Genomic DNA, 21,593 nt, shown 5'->3' with positions numbered 1-21,593 from the left:
GCGGCGACATCCCGCAGCGGCGCCGACGCTCGACCCATGCCGGAACGGCCGCCGCCCGCCAGGGGCGACGGCCGACACAGCCCTACTTCCGCTGGCGCTTCTCGCGCACGCGCATGTTGATGACGATGGGCGTGCCCTCGAAGCCGTACAGCTCGCGCAGGCGCCGCTGCACGAACCGGCGGTAGCCCTGGTCGAGGAATCCCGTCGTGAACAGCACGAAGGTCGGCGGGCGCGTGCCCGCCTGCGTGCCGAACAGGATGCGCGGCTGCTTGCCGCCTCGCAGCGGGTGCGGGTGCTCGGCGACGAGCTCGGTGATGAACGCGTTGAACTTGCCGGTCGGGATCCGCGTGTCCCACGAGTCGAGCGCCTGCTCCAGCGCGGGCACGAGCTTGTCGAGCCGGCGCCCCGTCTTCGCCGAGATGTTGACGCGCGGCGCCCACGCGACGTGCGCGAGGTCCTGCTCGATCTCGCGCTCGAGGTAGCGGCGGCGCTCGGCGTTGACCATCTCGGGGCTGTCGAGCAGATCCCACTTGTTGAACGCGAGCACGAGCGCGCGGCCCGACTCGAGCACGAGGTCGATGATGCGCACGTCCTGCTCGCTGATCGGCTGCGTCACGTCGATCACGACGACGGCGACCTCCGCCTTCTCGAGCGCCGCCGAGGTGCGCAGCGACGCGTAGAAGTCGGCGCCCTGCGCCATGTGCACGCGACGGCGGATACCGGCCGTGTCGACGAGGCGCCACAGCTTGCCGCCGAGCTCCACGACCTCGTCCACGGGATCGCGCGTCGTCCCGGCGAGATCGTTGACGACCACGCGCTCCTCGCCCGCCGCCTTGTTCAGCAGCGACGACTTGCCGACGTTCGGCCGCCCGAGGATGGCCACGCGACGCGGGCCGCCGATCTCGTGCTTCGCGACCGCCGACACGTCGGGCGTCTTCTCGAGCACGGCGTCGAGCAGGTCGGCCACGCCGCGGCCGTGGATGGCCGAGACGGGGTGCGGCTCGCCGAGGCCGAGGTTCCAGAGAGCCGCGGCCTCCGGCTCGTGCCGCGCGTCGTCGACCTTGTTCGCGACGAGGAACACGGGCTTCGACGTCTTGCGCAGCAGCCGCACGACGTGCTCGTCGGTCGACGTCGCGCCCACCGACGCGTCGACGACGAACAGGATGACGTCGGCCAGCTCGATCGCGACCTCCGACTGCAGGGCGACCGAGCGGTCGATGCCCTTCGCGTCGGGCTCCCAGCCGCCCGTGTCGACGAGCGAGAACCGGCGTCCGAGCCACTCCGCCTTGTACGTCACGCGGTCGCGCGTGACGCCGGGGGTGTCCTCGACGACCGCCTCGCGACGCCCGAGGATGCGGTTCACGAGCGCGGACTTGCCCACGTTCGGGCGCCCCACGATCGCGATCACGGGCAGCGCCGGCAGGTACTCCACACCGTCCTCGCCCGACGCGAGGCCCGCCAGCAGGTCGGCGTCCTCCTCGTCGAGCTCGTAGTCGGCGAGGCTCGCGCGCAGCGACTCGGCGCGGCGCTCGATGAGCTCCTCGTCGAGCTCGGCCAGTCGTTCGACGAGGCGGTCGGGCGACCCCTCGTACTCGTTCTCAGCGGCCATCCCGGCCTCCTGTCCTCTCGTCGATCACCGCGAGCACGGCGGCGACGCTCTGTTCGAAATCCAAGTCGGTCGTGTCGACGACGTCCACCCCTGGGGCGGCGTCGAGGAAGTTCACGACCTCGCTGTCCGACGCGTCGCGTCGGCGCATCGCATCGGCCACGGCGGCCGTGTCGGCGTCGCCCAGCTCCGCGGCCCGCCGTGCGGCGCGCACGTCGGGGTGCGCCGTCAGCAGGATGCGCACGGGCGCATCCGGGGCGACGACGGTCGTGATATCCCGCCCCTCCACGACGACGCCCGGCAGCCCGGAGTCGACCACGAGCGCGCGGAAGAGCGTGTTGACCTTCTCGCGCACGGGCAGCACGCGCGCCACGCCGCTCACGGCGGCCGACGTCTCCGGCGTGCGGATGGCCTCGGTCACGTCGACACCGCCCACCCGCACCGTGCGCACGTCGGGATCGAGCGACACCTCCGGCGCGAAGGTCTCGGACGCGGCGAGCACCGCCGCCTCGTCGTCCGTCGACGCGCCGGAGTCGACGACATGCCACGCGAGCGCGCGGTACACCGACCCCGTGTCGAGGTAGCCGTAGCCGAGCCGGCGCGCGCTCTCCTTTGAGACGCTCGACTTGCCGGCGCCCGCGGGGCCGTCGATGCCGATGAAGAAGGGCTCAGTCACTCGTGCTCGCAATCCGCCAGCCGCGGGACTCCAGGCCCTCCACGGCGCTCGTGAGGACGGCCGGGTCGAGCGACAGCTCGACGAGGCCGATGGGCGCGCCGGGCGAGTGCTCGAGGCGCACCTCCTCGATGTTGATGTCCATGTCGCCGACGTCGGCGAACAGCTGCGCGAGCTGGCCGGGGCGGTCGTCGATCATGACGACGGCCGTCTCGAACCGGCGGCGCTGGCCGTGCTTGCCGGGCAGGCGCTCCACGCCCGTGTTGCCACGCCGGATGGCCTCGGCCACGGCCCTGCGCGCGCCCGGCTCGTCGGGGTGGCGCAGCGCGTCGGCCGCCTCCCGCAGATCGGCGGCGAGCGCGTCGAGCACCTCGACGACGGGCGCCGCGTTGGCGCCGAGGATCTGCACCCACAGCTCCGGTGCCGAGTGCGCGATGCGCGTCGTGTCGCGCACGCCCTGGCCCGCGAGCGACAGCGACAGCTCCGGCGCCTCGGCGAACCGGGCGGCGAGCAGCGACGCGACGACCTGCGGAACGTGCGAGACGAGCGCGACCGAGCGGTCGTGCTCCTCCGGCGTCATCTCGATCGGCACGGCGCCGAGGTCGAGGGCGAGGTCCTCGACGAGCGCGAGGTCGGCGACCGGCGTCTCGCCGTCGCGGCATACGACCCAGGGCCGGCCCGTGAAGATGTCGGCGCGCGCCGAGACGGCGCCGCCGCGCTCGCGCCCCGCCATGGGGTGCGAGCCGATGTAGTGCGTGAGGTCGAGCCCGCGGGCGCGCAGCGCGCGCAGCGGCTCGAGCTTCACCGACGCGACGTCGGTGACGACGGCGCGCGGGAACCGCGCCAGCTCGTCGGCGACGACATCCGCCACGACGTCGGGCGGAACGCACACGACGACGATCGCCGGGTCGTCTCCGTCGGCAGCGGCGCGCCCGGCGCCGTAGTCGACCGCGAGGCGCAGCTGCGCGGGCGACGCGTCGGCGAGCGCGACGTCGACGCCCAGCTGCGTGAGGGCGTGGCCGATGCTCGCGCCGAGCAGGCCCGAGCCGACGACGCGCACCGTGCCGACGACGCGCGCGGCGCGGCCGGGCACGGTCGGCGACGAGGCGTCGGGCACGACGCCGCTCGGCACGCGTGTATCGCTCACGAGGTCTCCTGATCCTCCGAAGGCGGAAGCTCGACGCCGCGCTCCGGCGGAGCATCCGTTCCCCGGCGCGACAGCGTCAGCAGCGCGCCGAGTTCCACCTTAGTCAGTTCGCGGGCGCGCCCGGCAGGGAGCGTTCCCAGGTGCAGCGGGCCGAACTGCCGGCGCACGAGCTCGACGACGGGATGGCCGACGGCCGCCATCATGCGGCGGACGATGCGGTTGCGCCCCGAGTGGAGCGTCAGCTCGACGAGGCTCGACCCCGACGAGGCGTCGAGCAGGCGCGCCTTGTCGGCCGCGATGGGGCCGTCGTCGAGCTCGATCCCGCGCGTGAGCTTCGCGATCGTCGCGGGCGACACGCGTCCGTCGACCTTCGCGATGTACACCTTCGTGACGCCGAAGCTCGGATGGGCGAGCACGTGCGCGAGCTCGCCGTCGTTCGTGAGCACGAGCAGCCCGCTCGTCTCGGCGTCGAGCCGGCCCACGTTGTAGAGGCGCTCCGGCCACTCCTTCGTGAAGCGGCGCAGGTCGGGGCGGCCGTGCTCGTCCTTCATCGTGCTCACGACGCCCGTGGGCTTGTTGAGCACGACGTAGCGCTTCGTCGTGTCGAGCTGCACGGCCGTGCCGTCGACGTCGACGAGGTCGCGCTCGGGGTCGATGCGCGCACCGAGCTCCGACACGACCACGCCGTTGACGCGCACCCGCCCCTCGACGATGTACTGCTCCGACACGCGCCGCGAGGCGACCCCCGCGTTCGCGAGCACCTTCTGCAGGCGCACGCCCTCTTGCTCCGTCATGCCGTCATCTCCTCGAATCCGTCGGCCCCGTCGTCGAGCAGCGGCGAGATCGGCGGCAGCTCGTCGAGCGAGTTGATGCCGAGCTGCTGCAGCAGCATGTCGGTGGTGCCGTAGTTGATCGCCCCCGTCTCCGGGTCGGCGTAGAGCTCCGTGATGAGGCCGCGCGCCACGAGCGTGCGCACAACCGAGTCGACGTTGACGGCGCGGATCGACGCGACCTGCGAGCGCGTCACGGGCTGCTTGTAGGCGATGACCGCGAGCGTCTCGAGCGCGGCCTGCGAGAGCCGGGCGGGCGCCTGCGCGCCGACGTAGTCGGCGACGAGGCCGTCGAACCGCTCGCGCACGTACAGCCGCCATCCGCCGCCCACCTCGCGCAGCTCGAAGCCGCGCTGCGGCCCGCCCGCCGCGCCGTCGTAGTCAGCCACGAGCGTCTCGAGCGCCTGCCGCACGGCGGGCACAGGGGCGCCGACCGCGGTCGCGAGGCTCACGAGGCTCTGCGGCTCGTCGGCGACCACGAGGATGGCCTCCAGCCGCTGGGCGACGGGCGCCTCGTCGGGCGGGGTCTCGTCGGTCGGAGTCGGGTCATCGGTCATAGTCGGCCCCCAGGGTCGCCAGCATGTCGTCGGACCATCGCTCGGCCGTCCACCGCAGCGTGAGCTCGCCGAGCGGCTCGAGCTGCTCGAAGCTGAGCGCGGCATGGCGGTACAGCTCGAGGACGGAGAGGAAGCGCGCCACCACGACGCCCGCGAGCTCGACCCCGGCGACGAGCTCGCGGAAGCTCATCGTGCCGCGGGAGCGCAGCTGGGCGACCACGACCGCCGCCTGCTCGCGGATGGACACGAGCGGCGCGTGCAGATGGTCGAGCCCGACCTGCGGAAGGGTCTTCGGCGCGAAGGCGAGCAGGGCGAGCGCCCCGAACTCGTCGGCCGACAGCGTCCAGACGAGCTCCGGCGTCCGCGCGCGGTGCTTCTCCTCGAGCGGCACGGAGCGGGTGTGCCGCCTGTCCTCCGCCTGCAGCCGGGAGCGGAACCAGTCCGACACCTCCTTGAACGCGCGGTACTGCAGCAGCCGCGCGAACAGCAGATCGCGCGCCTCGAGCAGCGCCACCGACTCGGCGTCGACGAGCTCGCCCTGCGGCAGCAGGCCGGCCACCTTCATGTCGAGCAGGGTGGCCGCCACGACGAGGAACTCGCTCGCCTGGTCGAGCTCCTCGTCCGGCCCGAGGTCGCGCAGGTATGCGATGAAGTCGTCGGTGACCCTGCTGAGCGCGATCTCGGTGATGTCGAGCTCGTGCTTCGAGATGAGCGTCAGGAGCAGATCGAAGGGCCCGTCGAAGTTCGCGAGCGAGACGCGGAAGCCCGCGTCCGGAGCTTCCGCCGGTTCCGCCGCCTCAGGCGACGGCGCCACGGGAGACCAGCTCCCGCGCGAGCCGCAGGTACGCCTGCGCTGCGGGATGCTCGGGGGCGAACTCCGTGATGGGCACGCCCGACACGGAGGCGTCGGGAAACTTCACGGTGCGGCCGATGACGGTCTCGAGCACCTTGTCGCCGAACGCCTCGACGATGCGTTCGAGCACCTCGCGCGAGTGCAGCGTGCGCGAGTCGTACATGGTCGCGAGCAGGCCGTCGAGCTCGATCGACGGGTTGAGGCGGTCGCGCACCTTGTCGATCGTCTCGATGAGCAGCGCGACGCCGCGCAGCGCGAAGAACTCGCACTCGAGCGGGATGAGCACGCCGTGCGCCGCCGTGAGCGCGTTGACGGTGAGGATGCCGAGCGAGGGCTGGCAGTCGACGAGGATGACGTCGTACTCGTTCGCGACGCCGCGCAGCACGCGCGCGAGGATCATCTCGCGGGCCACCTCGTTGACGAGGTGCACCTCGGCGGCCGAGAGGTCGATGTTGGCGGGGATTATGTCGAGCCCGTCGACCGCCGTGTGGACGATCGCCTCGTGCGCGTCGCGCTTGGGCTCGAGCAGGAGGTCGTAGATCGTCGTGACGTCGTGCGTCTGCACGCCAAGGCCCGCCGACAGCGCGCCCTGCGGGTCGAAGTCGACGGCGAGCACCTTGCGACCGTACTCGGCGAGCGACGCGGCGAGGTTGATGGTCGTCGTCGTCTTGCCGACGCCGCCCTTCTGGTTGCACAGGGCGATGATGCGCGCCGGGCCGTGGCTGTCGAGCTTCGGCGGCGTCGGGAACCCCTGGTAGGGACGACCCGTGGGCCCGATCGGGACGGCGTCCTGCTGGGTCTTGCGCGTCACCGAAACTCCTGCCTTCGCGATGCCGAACGTGTTCATGCGGTTCGATCGAGTCTAGTCGCCGACGCCCCCGGCCGCCCGCGCGACGGGCCAGGCGGCCGGAAGTCGTCAGCGGCTACGCGCCGCGGAGCGCGTTGACGGGCTCGATGCGCGCGGCGCGCCGTGCCGGGTACCAGCCCGACACCCAGCCGACGACGGCGCCGAGCACGACGCCCGCGCATGCGACCACGGGGTCGACCACGGCCGTCCACTGCTGCACCGCGGCCACCGCGACGACCGCGAGCACGCCGGCGGCCGCGCCGATGAGCCCGCCGAGCAGCCCGATGACGATCGACTCGACCGTGAACTGCGCCGCGATCTGCCGTCGCGTCGCGCCGAGCGCGCGCCGCAGGCCGATCTCGCCCACGCGCTCCATGACGGAGAGCAGCGTGACGTTCGCGATGCCGAGGCCGCCCGCGAGGAGCGACACGGCGCCGACGATGACGAACACGAGGTTGACGTCGGACTGCACGGCGTCGCCGAGATCGGACCCGGCCGCCGGCGCGCGCACCTCGATGTTCTCGGGGGCGTCGGGCGAGAGCGCGAGCGGGGCCTGCTCGGCGAGCTGCGGCCCCGCGCCCACGGCGATGCGGATGACGGCCTCCGCAGGGACGCGCAGGCCGAAGTCGGCGCGCGCGGCGCCATCCGGGATGAGCACGGCGTCGCGCAGCTCGCCGCGCGTCTGCGTCTCCCCCACGATGCCGACGACGGCGTACGCGAGGCCGTCGATGAAGATCGACGGCTGCGACTCCACGCGCGCGATGCCGAGGCGCTCCGCAGCGCGCGAGCCGAGCACGGCCACGCGGTCGCCGCGGGCGTCGTGGCCCTCGTCGAACATGCGCCCCGCGGTGAGCTCGCCGCCGACGACGTCGAGGATGCCCGATGACGCCGCGAGCAGCGGCGGCGGGGCGACGGCGGGCGCCGACGGATCGTTGAGGGGCACCGCCGTGATGGCGGCCTCGCCGATCGCCACCTCGGAGAGCAGCGCGGCGTCCTCCGCGCCCGCGAGCAGCTCGAGCCGTTCCGGCGCGTCCCACGGGAGCGTCCCGAGGGCGCCCGTGCGGCCATCCTGCCCCGTGCTCGTCTCGGCCGGTGTGATCGTGACCTGCGTCGCCGCGACGGCATCGAACTGGCTCGCGATCTGCGCGGCGGCCGTCTGCGCGAAGCCCCACGTCGCGACGAGCGAGCCGATGCCGAGCACCGTGCCGAGGATCGTCATGACGAGGCGGCCGGGCCGCGAGCCGATGTCGGTGGTCGCCTCCGCGAAGAGGTCGCTGGCGGTGAAGCGGTCGCGACGCGCGACGGGGCGCAGGAGCTCCGCCGCCCCGGCCGTCGCCTCCGGCGCGGCCTTCCTCCGGCGCCGCCATCCGCGCCGCCGCTTCCGCGGGGCCTCGGCGCCGTCGTCGGCCGGGGCGTCGAGCGCGAGCGTGTCGGTCGTCATGCGACCTCGCTCAGCCGGCCGTCGGAGATCCGGATGGTCCGCCGCGCCCGCTCGGCCACGCCCTGGTCGTGCGTGATGACGACGAGCGTGAGCCCGTCGGCGTTGAGCTCCTCGAAGAGCGCCATCACCTCCGACGACGTGCGCTGGTCGAGGCTGCCCGTCGGCTCGTCGGCGAGCAGCAGCCTCGGCCCGCTCACGACGGCGCGGGCGACGGCGACGCGCTGCCGTTCGCCGCCCGACAGCGTCCCGGGGAGGAACGCCATCCGGTGCCCGAGCCCGACGCGCTCGAGCGCCTCCTTCGCGCGCGACTCGCGCTCGGCGCGCGGCACTCCGCTGTAGAGCATGGGCATGAGCACGTTGTCGAGCACGGTGCGGCGCGGCATGAGGTGGAACGCCTGGAAGACGAAACCGATGAACTGCGCCCGGACGGCCGCGCGCTCGTCCTCCGTGAGGTCGCCCGTGAGCGCTCCTGCGATGCGGTACTCCCCCACGGTCGGCCGGTCGAGGAGGCCGAGGATGTTGAGCATGGTCGACTTGCCCGATCCGCTCGGGCCGACGATCGACACGTACTCACCGTCCTCCAGCACGAGCGACACGCCCTTGAGCGCCTGCACCTCGGGCGGGCCGGGGAACGACCGCGTGACGTCGCGCAGCTCGACGACGGGCGCCGTCACGAGCCGACCACCACGAGGTCGCCCTCGGCGAGGTCGCCCGAGGTGGGCGTGACCTCGACGTAGCCGCCCGCGGCGAGCCCGGTCTCCACCGTGACGAGCACGGTCTCGGCGTTCTCGCCGTCGCGCGGATCGCCCGTGACGACCTCGACGCGCGATTCGCCGCCGGGGCCCGCCGTGAGCGCCGCGTAGGGTACCGAGAGCACCTCGCCCTCGGTCGCGCCGACGGGCACGGTGATGCGCACGTTGGTCCCCTGCACCTGCGCCATCTGCTCGGGCGTGAGCGGGTCGGGCTCGAACGAGATCGTCGTGCGCCCGCCGTCCTCCGCGGCCTCGAGCGACGCGATGACGGCGCGGTGCTCGCCGCCGTCCGGCAGCTCGAACGTCGCCTCCGCGCCGACCTCGAGCAGGGCGACGTCGGCCTCGGCCGCGGTGCCCGTGAGCTCGACGGTCGCGCCCGACACCGTCATGGCGGCGCCTTCGAGCGTCGTGCCGCGCGACACCGCCACGGAGTCGACGCGTCGCGGCAGCTCCTGGAGGTACAGCACCTCGCTCGAGGGGAGGTACGGCAGGGCGGCCTCGCGCGCGGCGGCGAGGGTCTCGTTGGCGGTCTCGACGCCGGCCACGGCGCTGTCGACGGCGGCCTGCTCGGCGCTCGTGTCGCGCGGGGCGTCGAGCGCCTGCCGCTGCAGCTGGGCGACGGCGAGCTGGTCGTACAGATCGGCGGTGTCCTCGCCGGCCGCGTCGGCCGCCGCGATCTGCCGCTGGATGCTCGCCACCTGGTTGTCGGCCTCGCGCACCTCGATCTCCGACGGTCCCTGGCCGGCGGCGGTCAGCGCCGCGCGCGCGTCGATGACGGCCTGCTCGGCCATCCGCACGCCGTCCTCGGCCGCGACGACCGACTCCGTGACGCCCTCCTCGGCCGCGGGGGCGGGGTACCCGGCCTGGTTGTACAGCTCGCCCACGGCGAGCGCCGTCGCCTCGTCGAAGACGTCGGACTCGGCATCGCCCACGCCGATGCCCGCCGCGGCGAGCGCCTGCTTGAGCTGCAGCACGTCGGGCCCCGAGACGCCGACGCGCAGCGTGCGGTAGGCGGGCAGGTCGCCCGGCAGCACGATGACGGGCCGACCTGCCACCTCGAGCGCGATCGACAGCCGGTCGAGCTCCGCCCCGACCTCTGGCACCTGGCCCGTGACGATCGCCGCGCCCTCGAACGACGACGTGTCGAGCTTCAGCTCGACGGCGTCGGTGTAGCCGACGTCGCCGCGCAGCGTGACGTCGTTGCTCAGCTCGCCGAACTCCACCGGCACGGTGACGAGCCCCGGCTCCGGCGCGCCGGCTCCCGCCGCCGCATCGAGCGGCGAGATGACGAAGCGCCCGAGCACGAGGCCTCCGGCGAGCGCGACGACGGCAACCGCGGCCGTGATCCACAGGCCGCGATTGCGGCCGAGCGCCCTGCGCCATCCGCCTCGACGTCCGGAGGCGACGGGGGTGTCGTCCTCCTCCTCGATGAGCGCCTCGACGACGCCCCCTGCGGGGACGAGCCCGTTCTCTCGGTCCTGCTCGTCCCCGCCGTCCTGTGCGGCCCCGCGTGCGTCCTGCTCCGCCACCCTCAGCTCGCCTGCTCGGCCGCGGCCTTGTACGCCTCGAGCTCGGCCTTGTTGTCGGCGATGAACTGCTCCTCCAGCTCGAACTGGATCTCGAGCGCGCGGTCGCGGTAGTCGGTCGCCTCACGGCAGTCGAGGTCGGCGAGCGCGAGCGGGATCTCGTCCTCCGCGGCCTGCTTCCACTCGTCGGACTGCGAGGGGTCGGTCGACTGCGACAGGGCCTCGATCTCCTCCTCCGTCGCCGTCTCCCAGTCGATCTCCTCCATGGCCGCGTTCTGGTCCTCCCAGAAGGCGTTCTGCTGCTCGTACAGCTCCTCGGTGGGCTGCGCCTGCTTCGTGTACTGCGCGTAGTCGGCGTCGGCCATGCACGCGGCCCACTCGGCGTCGAGCTCGACCATCGCGTCCGACTCCTGCGTCGTCGTGTAGAGCTCGTTCATCGCATCCATGAGCGGCTGGAACTGCTCGTACAGGTCCTCCCACTGGTCGCTGCCGTACACCTCGTTCGACGCCGTGTTGTAGCAGCCCTGGTCGGCGGTCTCGTAGAACGCGTCCCAGTCGAACTCGGGGTCCATCGACTCCTCCTCGGAGGGCGACTCGCCGTAGAGCACCTCGTAGAAGGCCGTCTGCTCCGACTCCGAGAGCGTCGCGACGTAGTCGGCGTTGGGGTCGACGTACTCCTCGCCCTGCTCCGACATCTCGGCGTTCTGCTCGGCGTAGGGGTCGTTGAAGATGCCGTACCCGTACTGCTCGACCCACTCGCGCGACTCCGGGTCCCAGACTCCGTCGTCCTCGCCGTAGACGACGCCGCCGTTGTCGAGGTTGGGGATGTACTCGAAGCCCTGCTCCTGCATGCAGGCCGCGGTCTTCTCCTCGATCTCGCGGTTCTGCTCGTCTGCCTGCGCCTGCTGCTCCTCGATGGAGAGGTCGCCGCCGTAGCCCGCGTTCGTGTACTCGTAGAGCGGGGAGTCCTCCCAGTCGAGCTCGTTGGCGCCGCCGCCGCCCGTCGTGGAGCAGGCGGTGAGCCCGAGGGCGAGGGCGGACGCGGAGGCCGCGAGGAGGAGGGGGCGTGTGGTGCGCATCGTGTCCCTGTCTGGATGGCGCGCGGGGCGCGCGGAGCTGTGTCCTGCCATGCTGTCGGGTCCCGGATGGTCCGCGCATCCATCGCGAGGATGATGTCGTCCGAGGGAGCCCTCATCAGGGTTGTGTCGTCGGGCGGTCCGTTCCTGACATCGCCGGGCGCTTCGTTATCCAGCCGTGATCAGCGGGCGCGCGGATGGCTCGTCAGGTACACGTCGCGGAGCGTGTCGACCGTGACGTGCGTGTAGATCTGCGTCGTCGCGACGGAGGCGTGGCCGAGCAGCTCCTGCACGACGCGCACGTCGGCGCCGCCCTGTAGGAGGTGCGTCGCGAACGAGTGCCGCAGGGTGTGCGGCGAGACATGCGCCTCCAGCTGCGCGCGCTCGGCGGCCGCCTGGATGACGAGCCATGCGCTCTGCCGGGAGAGCGGCGCCCCACGCGCACCGAGGAACAGCCGCGCGGACGCTCTGCCGCGCTCGGCGAGGGAGGGGCGAACGCGCACGAGGTACGCCTCGACGGCCGCTCGGGCATACGACCCGACCGGCACGATGCGCTCCTTGCCGCCCTTGCCGCGCAGGCGCACGACCTCGCCGTCGGCGAGGTCGTCGACGTCGAGCGAGATCGCCTCCGACACCCGGGCGCCCGTCGCGTACAGCAGCTCCAGCAGGGCCCGATCGCGGATCCCGAGCGGCTCGTCCGAGGGCGGAGCCGACAGCAGGCGCTCCACCTGGTCGATCGCGAGCGCCTTGGGCAGCCGCTGCGCCTGCTTCGGGGGCCGCAGACGTCGCGACGGGTCGTCTGCGGCGATCCCCTCCCGTGCGAGGAAGCGGTGCAGGCCGCGGACGGACGACTGCATCCGCGCGAGCGACGACGCGGCAGGAGCCGGGTCGTCCGACGCGCGGGCCGCGGCGAACGCGGCAACCGTCGCGGCGTCGACGTCGTCGGAGTCGACCACGCCCTGCTCCACGAGCCAGCCGGCGTAGCCGGCGAGATCGCGTCGGTAGGCGGCCACGGTGTGGTCCGAGAGACCCCGCTCGATCGAGATGTGGCGCAGGTACGCGTCGACGGCGCGCTCGATGCGCATCCCGGGCTACCCGGTGCGCAGCCGCGCGTCGGCGAGGAGGAGGGCCATCCCCGTCGTGGCGTTGCGGAAGCGGCCGGCCACGACCGCGTCGACGGCGTCGGCCAAAGGCACCCACTCGATGCGGATGTCGGCCTCCTCCCCGTCGCGTGCGAACGCCTCGGCGGTGCGGGCGAGGTCGCGTGCGAGGAAGAGCCGGATGAGCTCGGAGCTCGATCCGGGCGAGAGGTGGACGGCGCCCAGGTCGTCCCACTGCGCCGCGCGGATGTCGGCTTCCTCGGCGAGCTCGCGGCGCGCCGCGTCGACGGGGTCCTCGCCCGCGACGTCGAGCAGCCCGGCGGGGATCTCCCAGTCGCGCTCCCCGATCGGATGGCGGTACTGCTGGATGAGCAGGACCCGTCCCTCGTCGTCGAGGGCGACGACGGCGACGGCACCCGGGTGCGCGATGAACTGGCGTGTCAGCTCGCCGTCGCCGTACGCGAACCGCTCCGAGACGACGTCCCAGATGGCGCCCTCGTAGACGCGCTCGCGCGCGACGACCTCCGCCGCGAACGGCTCGTCGTGCAGGTCGTCGCGCACGGCCATCCGATCAGGCGTTCTCGACGTCGAACAGCTCGCTCGACCGGCTGCGCTCGACGGCGGCGCCGACGAGCCCGCGGAAGAGGGGGTGCGGATCGGTCGGGCGCGAGCGCAGCTCGGGGTGCGCCTGCGTGGCGATGTAGTACGGGTGGACGTCGCGCGGCAGCTCCACGAACTCGACGAGGTCGAGATCGGGGTTGATGCCCGAGAAGAGCAGGCCCGCCTCGGCGAGCTGCGCGCGGTAGGCGTTGTTCACCTCGTAGCGGTGGCGGTGGCGCTCCTGCACCTCGGAGGCGCCGTACACCTCCGCCGCGATCGATCCCTCCGCGAGGCGCGCGGGGTAGAGACCCAGGCGCATCGTGCCGCCGAGGTCGCCGCTCTCGAGGATGTCGACCTGCTCGGCCATCGTCGCGATGACGGGCGCGGACGTCTCCGGGTCGAACTCGCTCGACGAGGCGTCGGCGATGCCGGCGACATCGCGCGCGTACTCGATCACCATGCACTGCAGGCCGAGGCAGAGGCCGAGCGTCGGGATGCCCTGCTCGCGCGCGAACTTCAGCGCGCCGAGCTTGCCCTCGATGCCGCGGATGCCGAAGCCGCCCGGCACGCAGATGCCGTCGAGCGACGCCAGCTGCTCCTTCGCGCCCTCGGGCGTCTCGCACGTGTCGGAGGGGATCCAGCGGATCGTGACCTTCGTCTCCTGCGCGAACCCGCCCGCCTTGAGCGCCTCGGTCACCGAGAGGTAGGCGTCCGGCAGGTCGATGTACTTGCCGACGAGGCCGATCGTCACCTCGTGCTTGGGGTTGTGCACGGCGTGGAGCACACGGCCCCAGCGCGTCCAGTCGACCTCGCCGACCTTGTCCTCGAGACCCAGGCGGCGCGCGATGTACGCGTCGAGGCCCTGGTCGTTGAGCGTGGAGGGGATGTCGTAGATGCTCGGCAGGTCGACCGTGTTGACGACGCCCTCGACGTCGACGTCGCACATGAGCGCGATCTTGTTGCGGTTGCCCTCGCTCACGGGGCGGTCGCTGCGCAGCACGAGCGCGTCGGGCTGGATGCCGACCTGACGGAGCGCGGCGACGGAGTGCTGCGTGGGCTTCGTCTTCTGCTCGCCGGATGCGCCCATGAACGGCACGAGCGAGACGTGCACGAAGAAGACGTTGTCGCGGCCCAGCTCGTGGCGCAGCTGCCGGGCGGCCTCGAGGAAGGGCTGCGACTCGATGTCGCCGACCGTGCCGCCGACCTCCGTGATGATGACGTCGGGGCGCGGGTCGTCCTCGGCCTGCAGGCGCATGCGGCGCTTGATCTCGTCGGTGATGTGCGGGATGACCTGCACGGTGTCGCCGAGGTACTCGCCGCGGCGCTCGCGCGCGATCACCTGCGAGTAGATCTGGCCGGTCGTGACGTTGGCGGCCTGCGACAGGTTGATGTCGAGGAAGCGCTCGTAGTGCCCGATGTCGAGGTCGGTCTCCGCGCCATCGTCCGTGACGAACACCTCGCCGTGCTGGAACGGGTTCATCGTGCCCGGGTCGACGTTGAGGTACGGGTCGAGCTTCTGCATGACGACGTGCAGCCCGCGCGCCGTGAGCAGGTTGCCGAGGCTGGCGGCGGTGAGCCCCTTGCCGAGCGAGGAGACGACACCGCCCGTCACGAAGATGTGCTTGGTGGTGTCGTCGCGCCGTGCCGGAGAAGTCTGCATCACGGGCTTCAATCCTAACAGTCGTGGTGCCGGTGGAGGGGTGCCGCGTGCAGGGTGCTCCCAGCGGCGGGTGCATGGGCCCGATCGGCCGGCGTGCCGGTCGCGGAGGTCTTCGGGCTATCGTGCCACGGCGCGCCGTCGAGTCGCGAGGGCGGGATGGCCGACGGTCGCGGCTGGTCGGTCACGCGACCGGACGGGCGAGGTCGAGGAGCTCCCTGGCGTGCGTGAGCGCGGCGTCGGAGTCGGCGAGGCCGGAGAGCAGGCGCGCCATCTCGGCCTCGCGCTCGGCGCCGTCGAGGCGCTGCACGCTCGAGCGCGTGACCGCCCCGTCGTTGCCCTTGACGACGCTGAGGTGGTTGCCCGCGAAGGCCGCGACCTGCGCGAGGTGGGTGACGGCGATGACCTGGGATGTCCGGGCGAGCTGAGCCAGACGGCGGCCGACCTCGATCGCCGCGGCGCCGCCGATGCCGGCGTCGACCTCGTCGAAGACGAAGGTCGGCACCGGGTCGGTCGCGGCGATGACGACCTCGATGGCGAGCATGACGCGGCTGAGCTCGCCGCCCGATGCGCCCTTGGCGACGGAGCGCGGCTCGGCCCCGGGGTGCGGGGCGAGGAGGAAGGCGACGTCGTCGCGCCCTGCCGCCGACTCCGCGCCATCCGACACCGCGACGACCAGCCGCGCATCGGGCATCGCGAGCGCATGCAGCTCCTCGGTGACCGCCGCCCCCAGGCGCTCGGCCGCCTGCGAGCGCGCGGCTGTGAGCGCGGCCGCGGTCTCGTCGAGCGTGCCGCGGAGGGCGTCGCGCTGCGCGGCGAGGCGCTCGATGCGGTCGCCGTCGTCGTCGAGCTCGGCGAGGCGTGCCGATCCCGATGCGAGGAGAGCGATCGCGGCGTCGAGCGTGCCGTGGGCGCGGACGAGGGAGCCCAGCTCCGCCCGCCGCTCCTCGACGGCTGCGAGCTCCGCGGGGCCCGACTCGTCGAGGTCGGCGAGATAGCCCGAGAGCTCGACGGCGAGGTCGGCGACACGGTAGCCGAGGTCGGCGAGCTGCTCCCCGACGGCCGAGAGCGCGGCGTCTCCCGCGCGCTCGACGGAACGGCGCGCCTCGCTGAGGAGCGTCGAGACGTCGGCGGCACCCTCCTCGCTCGAGAGCGCCTCCCTGGCCAGGGCGGCCGCGGCGCGCAGCTCCTCCGCGTTCGCGAGCCGCTCGGCGCGCCCGGCGAGCTGCACGTCCTCCCCCGGCTCCGGCGCGATCCGCTCGATCTCCGCGAGGCTCGCACGCAGCGCCTCCGCCTCTGCCGCACGTGCGGCGCCGGCGGTCTGCAGCTCGTCGAGCTCGCGCGCCACGAGGCGGTGCTCCTCCCACGCGGAACGGTAGGCGGCGAGCGCCTCCCGCACGGGGGCGCCCGCGAAGCGGTCGAGGGCGTCGCGCTGCGCGGCCGCCGACTTCAGTCGCAGCTGGTCGGTCTGGCCGTGCACGACGACGAGGGCGTCCGCCAGGTCGGCGAGCACGCCGGCGGGCGCCGAGCGGCCGCCCACGCTCGCGCGGCTGCGGCCCTCGGCCGCGAGCGTGCGCGAGAGGTACAGCTCGGCGCTGCCGTCGCCGATGGGCTCGAGGTCTCCCCCGGCGTCGCGCACGCGGTCGGCGACGGCGCCGTCCTCCGGCACGATCCAGACCCCCTCCACGGCGGCCTGCCCGGCGCCGGCGCGGACCACGCCGGAGTCGGCGCGCTGGCCCAGCAGCAGTCCGAGCCCCGTCACGACCATGGTCTTGCCGGCGCCCGTCTCTCCCGTGATGGCGGTGAATCCGGGGCCCATCGGCAGCGTGGCCTCTGCGATGACGCCGAGGTCCCGCAGCCGCATCTCCTCGATCACGCGTGTCCCTCCAGGGTGGGCAGGGTCTCCGTCGTCGGCGGGGCGCCCAGGTTCGGCGCGGCCCCCAGGGTCGGCAGGGCGATGGCGGCGGTCGGCGTCGTCTCACTCGGCCCGCGCCATCCCTCCGTCGGCAGCTTGAACTTGCGCACGAGGCGGTCGGTGAACGCCGCGGGATGCAGGCGCGCGAGACGCACCGGCTTCGACGAGCGGCGCACGACGACGCGGGCGCCCGCCGGCAGCGGATGCGAGCGGCGGCCGTCGCACCACAGCACCGCGGATCCTGCGGAGTCGGCCTTCAGCTCGACGGCGACGGCGTGCTCGGGGCCCACGACGAGCGGCTTCGAGAAGAGGGTGTGGGCCGACAGCGGGGCGACGGCGATGGCCTGCACGGTCGGCCAGATGACGGGGCCCCCGGCCGAGAAGTTGTAGGCGGTCGACCCGGTGGGCGTCGCGACGACGACGCCGTCGGCGCCGTATGCCGTGAGCGGCCGGCGATCGACCTCGATGACGACCTCGACCATCCGCTCGCGCTGGTCCTTCTCGATGGCGGCCTCGTTGAGCGCCCAGGTCTCGTACACGACGCGATCGGCGGCGTCCTTCACGACGACGGCGAGCGCGAGGCGCTCCTCGACGGCGTAGTCGCCCAGGATGGCGCGGCGCACGGCCTCGTCCATGTCGTCGCGCTCGATCTCGGCGAGGAACCCGACGTGGCCCATGTTGATGCCGAGCACGGGCGCCGTGCCGTCGCGCACGAGCTCGGCGGCGCGGAGGATCGTGCCGTCGCCGCCGAGGACGATGGCGATCTCGATGTCGGCGAGCGGGACGTCGTCGTGCAGCACGGCGACGTCGGCGAGGGCGGGGGCGATGGCGGAGAGCTCGGCTCGGTCGTCGCGCGCGAGCACGGGGGTCGCCCCGCCCTTGCGGATGGCCTCGACGACGCGGACGGCGGCGCGGACGGTGTCGTCGCGGTACGCGTGGGCGACGATCAGGATCCTGCGGTCGGTCATCGTCCTCCTGCCTCGTGGGCGATCGTGTCCGTCCATTCTGTCGGATGCCCGCCCCGGCCCGGCGAGATGTGGACGAGCAGCTCGATGTTGCCGTGCGCGCCGGCGATGGGCGAGCGCCGCACGCCGAGCGTGCCGAGCCCGTGCTGCCAGGCGGCGTCGAGGACCGCGCGCGTCGCGGAGACCCGCAGGGACGGGTCGACGACGACGCCGCCGCGGATGCCGGTGCGGCCGACCTCGAACTGGGGCTTGACGAGGAGCACGATGTCGGCGTCGGGCGCCGCGACCGCCGCGACCGCGGGGAGGACGAGAGCGAGCGAGATGAACGAGAGGTCGCCCGTCACGACCGAGGGGAGGGCGTCCACTCCGCTCTCGCGCGCGAGGGAGGCGCGGTCCATGTGCCGGACGTTGTATCCCTCGACGGCGTGCACACGGTCATCCGCCCGGATGAGCGGGGAGAGCTGGTCGTGGCCCACGTCGACGGCGATGACGGGAACGGCCCCGCGCTCGCGCAGCACCTGCGTGAACCCGCCCGTCGAGGCGCCCATGTCGAGCGCGGCGCGGCCGGAGACGTCGACGCGGAACGCGTCGAGCGCGGCGACGAGCTTATGGGCACCGCGGCTGACGTATCCGTCGGCGCCATGCACCTCGACGAGCGCGTCGTCGTCGACCCGCAGCGACGCCTTGGAGACGGGGAGGCCGTCGACGGTCACGAGGCCGTCGGCGATCAACACCGCGGCGTGCGAGCGGGAGCGTGCGAGACCGCGATCGGCGAGCGCCTGGTCGAGGCGGAGCGTCATCGGCCGGCATCGCCCGGCGCGGACTCGAGGCGCGCGGCGAGCTCGTCGTGCAGCGCGGCGAAGGCGTCGGCACGCGTCTCGAGCGGCTGCTCCTCGATCACGCGCACGCGGCTCACGAGCTCGGCGTCCTCGTCTGCGTGCGTCATCCGTTCAGACTAACGCGGCTCCTCGCACGGGGCGGGGAGCCGCGCACGTCAGAAGCGGTCCTCGTAGAGGCGTTCGGGAACGCGGAAGCCGAAGATCTGCCGGCCCGTGTCCCAGATGGCGCGCGCCGCGGCGCGGAGCAGGTCGATGTCGCTGTCGCCCTCGCGGACGATGTGGATGTCGGCGCCGTCGATCCGCACGCCCGCCTCGCGCACCCAGACGGTGTCGCCCTTCACGCGCGTCTCGGGATAGGGCTCGAAGAGCTCGCGCAGGTCGGAGAGGATGTAGGTCGGCCGCGAGTGCGCAGGCGCCGCGAGGATGTGCTTCGGCCGGTCGATGCCCGTCAGCACGACGGCGGAGTCGATGCCGGCCGCCTGCGCGCCCATGATGTCGGTGTCGAGGCGGTCGCCGAGGAACAGCGGCTTGCGCGCCTCGAAGCGTGCGACGGCGGCGTGGAAGATCGGCGCCTCCGGTTTGCCGGCCACCGTCGCGAGGCGCCCGACCGCGGTGTGCACGGCCGAGACGAGCGTCCCGTTGCCCGGCGCGATGCCACGTGCCTGCGGGATGGTCCAGTCGGTGTTGGTCGCGATCCAGGGGATCCCGCCCTCCTCCTCGGGGAGGGCCAGCGCGTACGCGGCCTCCGCGAGCTGGGCCCATCCCACCTCGGGCGCGAAGCCCTGCACGACGGCGGCGGGGGCGTCGTCGGCGCTGCGCGTGACGACGAATCCCGCCTTCTCGACCTCGACGACGAGCCCCTCGCCGCCCACGACGAGGACGGTCGAACCGGCCGGGATCCTGTCCGCGAGCAGCCGCATGGCCGCCTGCGGGCTCGTGACGATGTCGGCCGCCGCGGTCGGGATGCCGAGATCGCTCAGGTGGGCGGCGACGGACGCGTCGGTGCGCGAGGCGTTGTTCGTGATGAACCCGAGGCGGCGCCCTTCGGCCGTCGCCCGGTTGAGGCTTTCGACGGCGTGCGGGATGGCCCCCGGCCCGGCGTACACGACGCCGTCGAGGTCGGCCAGGAGCACGTCGACCCCGTCGAGGGGCGTCGCGGGCTTCTTCGAGAACAGCGCCATCGGGTTACTTCGCCTCGTCGGGGTCGTCGATGCCGGCCTCGATGAGGATCTGGGTGACCTCGTCCTCGATTGTCGGCTCGGCTGCGGGGGCGGCCTTCGCGGGGGCGGCCTTCTTCGCGCGGGTGCGCTTCGGCTTCTCCTCGGCCGGGACCACGTCGGCGGGCTCAGCGGGGGCCGCCTTCTTCGCACGGGTGCGCTTCGGCTTCTCCTCGGCCGGCGCGTCCTCGACGACGTCGGCGGGAGCGTCCTCGATGGGCGTGGCCTTCTTCGCACGGGAGCGCTTGGGCTTCTCCTCGGCCGGCGCGTCCTCCGCGGCGTCAACGGGAGCATCCTCGACGACCTCGGCGGGAGCGTCCTCGATGGGCGCAGCCTTCTTCGCACGAGTGCGCTTCGGCTTCTCCTCCACCGCGGGAGCATCCTCGACGACCTCGGCGGGAGCGTCCTCGATGGGCGCAGCCTTCTTCGCACGAGTGCGCTTCGGCTTCTCCTCCACCGCCGGGGCGTCCTCGACGGGCTCGGCGGGAGCATCCTCGACGGACGCGGCCTTCTTCGCACGGGAGCGCTTGGGCTTGTCCTCGACGGGAGCATCCTCGGCAGGCTCGGCAGGCTCGGCAGGCTCGGCAGGCTCGGCAGAAGCATCCTCGACGACGACGGCGGGGGTCGTCTCCTCCTCGGTCTGCGCGGCCGCGGTCTCGTCGACGACCTCGACGGGGATGTCCTCGTCCGGAGCGGCTGCCGTCCCGTCTGCATCGAGCGGCTCGGGGTCATCCGACTCGACAGGGTCGAGGTCGAGCTCCTCGATCTCGTCGACGAACATGAAGTCGTCGGCGTCGGGAACGTCGTTGAGGCCGAGTGCGTCCTCGGCGATCTCGGCGCGACGGCGCCACTGTGCTGCTTCCTCGTCGCGTCCGAGGTCCTCGAGCACGTTGGCGCGCGCGGCGAACAGCCCCGGGCTCCAGGAGAACGCGCGATCCGGGTCCAACTCCGGGATGTCGAGCTCGCTCAGCGCGAGTTCGGTCTGTTCGAGGTCGAGGCGCGCGCCCGACATCGCGATCGCGAGCTCGACGCGGGTCGCGACGTCGAGGGTCATCCGATCCACGGCGTGGCCCTCTTCGAGAGCCTTCTCCGGCCGGCCGACTCCGCGCTCGCTGTCGACGATCAGCGCGATGTTGTCCTCGCGCCCGGTGATGCGGCGGTGCGTGCGCAGCTCGCGCAGGGCGAGAGAGAAGTCCCCGGTGGCGTACGCCGTCACGGCGAGCGTCTCCCGTGCGACACCGATTCGTCCCGCGTGGCGGACAGCGGCCTGTGCGTGCTCGTGCGCCCGTTCGGGGTCCGTCTCGATGAACCGAGCGGCTGCTGCGAGGTGCAGCGCGACGCGGTCGGCGTTCTCCTTGCTGAGCGTCTTCAGCTCGTTGCGCGCGGCCGAGGCCAGGTCGCGCGCGTCGATGTCCTCGGGAAGCTCGGGATCACGGACGCGGTCGGTCTGAGGCGGACGGGAGTTGCGGTCGTCGCGCGGCGGACGGGAGTCGCCGTCGTACGGGCGACGGGGCCCCGAGAAGCCGTCGCGGCTCTGCGGGCGCCGATCCGGGCGACTGTCACGGTCGTACGACCGGCGCTCACCGGACTGGCCGTCACGGTTGTACGGGCGACGCTCACCGGACTGGCCGTCACGGTTGTACGGGCGACGCTCGCCCGACTGGCCGTCACGGTTGTACGGGCGACGCTCACCCGACTGGCCGTCACGGTTGTACGGGCGACGCTCACCCGACTGACCATCACGGTTGTACGGACGACGCTCACCAGACTGACCATCACGGTTGAAGGGGCGGCGCTCATCCGAACCGCCATCACGGTTGAAGGGGCGGCGCGCACCCGACTGACCATCACGGTTGTACGGACGACGCTCGCCCGACTGACCATCACGGTTATAGGGACGACGCTCGCCCGACTGACCATCACGGTTATAGGGACGACGCTCGCCCGACTGACCATCACGGTTATAGGGACGACGCTCGCCCGACTGACCCT

At 72.9% G+C, this 21,593-nt stretch carries 21 protein-coding genes; 1 reads left to right on the top strand and 20 read right to left on the bottom strand.

All coding sequences use genetic code 11. From position 1 onward, the window contains the following. Positions 1-82: 82 nt before the first annotated feature. The 20 genes from der to ACWGPF_RS11975 all read right to left on the bottom strand — a co-directional run bounded on the left by der (position 83) and on the right by ACWGPF_RS11975 (position 20,817). A complete protein-coding gene (gene der / locus ACWGPF_RS12070) occupies positions 83-1,609 on the bottom strand; it encodes a ribosome biogenesis GTPase Der (protein ID WP_345442279.1) in 1,527 nt (508 codons plus the stop codon). Further along, on the bottom strand, positions 1,599-2,282 hold the full coding sequence (gene cmk / locus ACWGPF_RS12065; protein ID WP_452333053.1) for a (d)CMP kinase: 684 nt from the start codon (positions 2,280-2,282) through the stop codon (positions 1,599-1,601). Before cmk ends, der begins: the two co-directional genes overlap by 11 nt. Continuing rightward, positions 2,275-3,396: a prephenate dehydrogenase gene (locus ACWGPF_RS12060; protein ID WP_452333077.1), complete on the bottom strand. Its 1,122-nt coding sequence runs from the start codon at positions 3,394-3,396 to the stop codon at positions 2,275-2,277. Before ACWGPF_RS12060 ends, cmk begins: the two co-directional genes overlap by 8 nt. Before the next feature lie 26 nt (positions 3,397-3,422). Then, the gene (locus tag ACWGPF_RS12055) at positions 3,423-4,220 is read right to left on the bottom strand and encodes a pseudouridine synthase (protein WP_452333052.1); all 798 of its coding nucleotides are present in this window, start codon (positions 4,218-4,220) and stop codon (positions 3,423-3,425) included. Further along, positions 4,217-4,813, bottom strand: a complete 597-nt coding sequence (gene scpB, locus ACWGPF_RS12050; protein WP_452333051.1) for an SMC-Scp complex subunit ScpB — start codon at positions 4,811-4,813, stop codon at positions 4,217-4,219. Before scpB ends, ACWGPF_RS12055 begins: the two co-directional genes overlap by 4 nt. Then, entirely contained in the window at positions 4,803-5,627 is an 825-nt protein-coding gene (locus ACWGPF_RS12045) for a segregation and condensation protein A (protein ID WP_452333050.1), read from the bottom strand. The genes scpB and ACWGPF_RS12045 overlap by 11 nt, the downstream gene beginning before the upstream one ends. Then, positions 5,611-6,513, bottom strand: coding sequence for a ParA family protein (locus ACWGPF_RS12040; RefSeq protein ID WP_452333049.1), 903 nt, complete (start codon positions 6,511-6,513; stop codon positions 5,611-5,613). Before ACWGPF_RS12040 ends, ACWGPF_RS12045 begins: the two co-directional genes overlap by 17 nt. 76 nt (positions 6,514-6,589) lie before the next feature. Beyond that, entirely contained in the window at positions 6,590-7,954 is a 1,365-nt protein-coding gene (locus ACWGPF_RS12035; RefSeq protein WP_452333048.1) for an ABC transporter permease, read from the bottom strand. After that, entirely contained in the window at positions 7,951-8,628 is a 678-nt protein-coding gene (locus ACWGPF_RS12030) for an ABC transporter ATP-binding protein (protein ID WP_452333047.1), read from the bottom strand. Before ACWGPF_RS12030 ends, ACWGPF_RS12035 begins: the two co-directional genes overlap by 4 nt. Then, positions 8,625-10,235, bottom strand: a complete 1,611-nt coding sequence (locus tag ACWGPF_RS12025; protein ID WP_452333046.1) for a hypothetical protein — start codon at positions 10,233-10,235, stop codon at positions 8,625-8,627. Before ACWGPF_RS12025 ends, ACWGPF_RS12030 begins: the two co-directional genes overlap by 4 nt. Positions 10,236-10,237: 2 nt before the next feature. Then, entirely contained in the window at positions 10,238-11,311 is a 1,074-nt protein-coding gene (locus ACWGPF_RS12020) for a hypothetical protein (RefSeq protein WP_452333045.1), read from the bottom strand. A gap of 179 nt (positions 11,312-11,490) precedes the next feature. Then, positions 11,491-12,393, bottom strand: a complete 903-nt coding sequence (gene xerD / locus ACWGPF_RS12015) for a site-specific tyrosine recombinase XerD (RefSeq protein ID WP_452333044.1) — start codon at positions 12,391-12,393, stop codon at positions 11,491-11,493. Positions 12,394-12,399: 6 nt separating this feature from the next. Further along, the gene (locus ACWGPF_RS12010) at positions 12,400-12,975 is read right to left on the bottom strand and encodes an NUDIX domain-containing protein (RefSeq protein WP_452333043.1); all 576 of its coding nucleotides are present in this window, start codon (positions 12,973-12,975) and stop codon (positions 12,400-12,402) included. Between the two features lie 4 nt (positions 12,976-12,979). Continuing rightward, positions 12,980-14,668 (bottom strand): CTP synthase, encoded by a 1,689-nt coding sequence (locus tag ACWGPF_RS12005; RefSeq protein ID WP_452333076.1) that lies wholly within the window; start codon positions 14,666-14,668, stop codon positions 12,980-12,982. Positions 14,669-14,849: 181 nt separating this feature from the next. Further along, the gene (recN, locus tag ACWGPF_RS12000; RefSeq protein ID WP_452333042.1) at positions 14,850-16,541 is read right to left on the bottom strand and encodes a DNA repair protein RecN; all 1,692 of its coding nucleotides are present in this window, start codon (positions 16,539-16,541) and stop codon (positions 14,850-14,852) included. After that, positions 16,538-17,548 (bottom strand): NAD kinase, encoded by a 1,011-nt coding sequence (locus tag ACWGPF_RS11995; RefSeq protein WP_452333041.1) that lies wholly within the window; start codon positions 17,546-17,548, stop codon positions 16,538-16,540. The genes recN and ACWGPF_RS11995 overlap by 4 nt, the downstream gene beginning before the upstream one ends. Continuing rightward, positions 17,545-18,345, bottom strand: coding sequence for a TlyA family RNA methyltransferase (locus tag ACWGPF_RS11990; RefSeq protein ID WP_452333040.1), 801 nt, complete (start codon positions 18,343-18,345; stop codon positions 17,545-17,547). Before ACWGPF_RS11990 ends, ACWGPF_RS11995 begins: the two co-directional genes overlap by 4 nt. Continuing rightward, positions 18,342-18,491 (bottom strand): hypothetical protein, encoded by a 150-nt coding sequence (locus ACWGPF_RS11985; RefSeq protein ID WP_452333039.1) that lies wholly within the window; start codon positions 18,489-18,491, stop codon positions 18,342-18,344. The genes ACWGPF_RS11990 and ACWGPF_RS11985 overlap by 4 nt, the downstream gene beginning before the upstream one ends. Positions 18,492-18,539: 48 nt before the next feature. After that, positions 18,540-19,565, bottom strand: coding sequence for an HAD-IIA family hydrolase (locus tag ACWGPF_RS11980; protein ID WP_452333038.1), 1,026 nt, complete (start codon positions 19,563-19,565; stop codon positions 18,540-18,542). A gap of 4 nt (positions 19,566-19,569) precedes the next feature. After that, a complete protein-coding gene (locus ACWGPF_RS11975) occupies positions 19,570-20,817 on the bottom strand; it encodes a hypothetical protein (RefSeq protein WP_452333037.1) in 1,248 nt (415 codons plus the stop codon). 36 nt (positions 20,818-20,853) lie between these two features. On the opposite strand from ACWGPF_RS11975, the gene ACWGPF_RS11970 reads away from it, so the two are divergent. Beyond that, positions 20,854-21,593 (top strand): hypothetical protein (locus tag ACWGPF_RS11970; RefSeq protein ID WP_452333036.1); only part of this gene is annotated, 740 nt, incomplete at its 3' end.

Source organism: Microbacterium sp. NPDC055683 (assembly GCF_053617895.1).
Note: the sequence above shows the minus strand (reverse complement) of the source record. Positions and strands in the feature narration are given on the sequence as shown.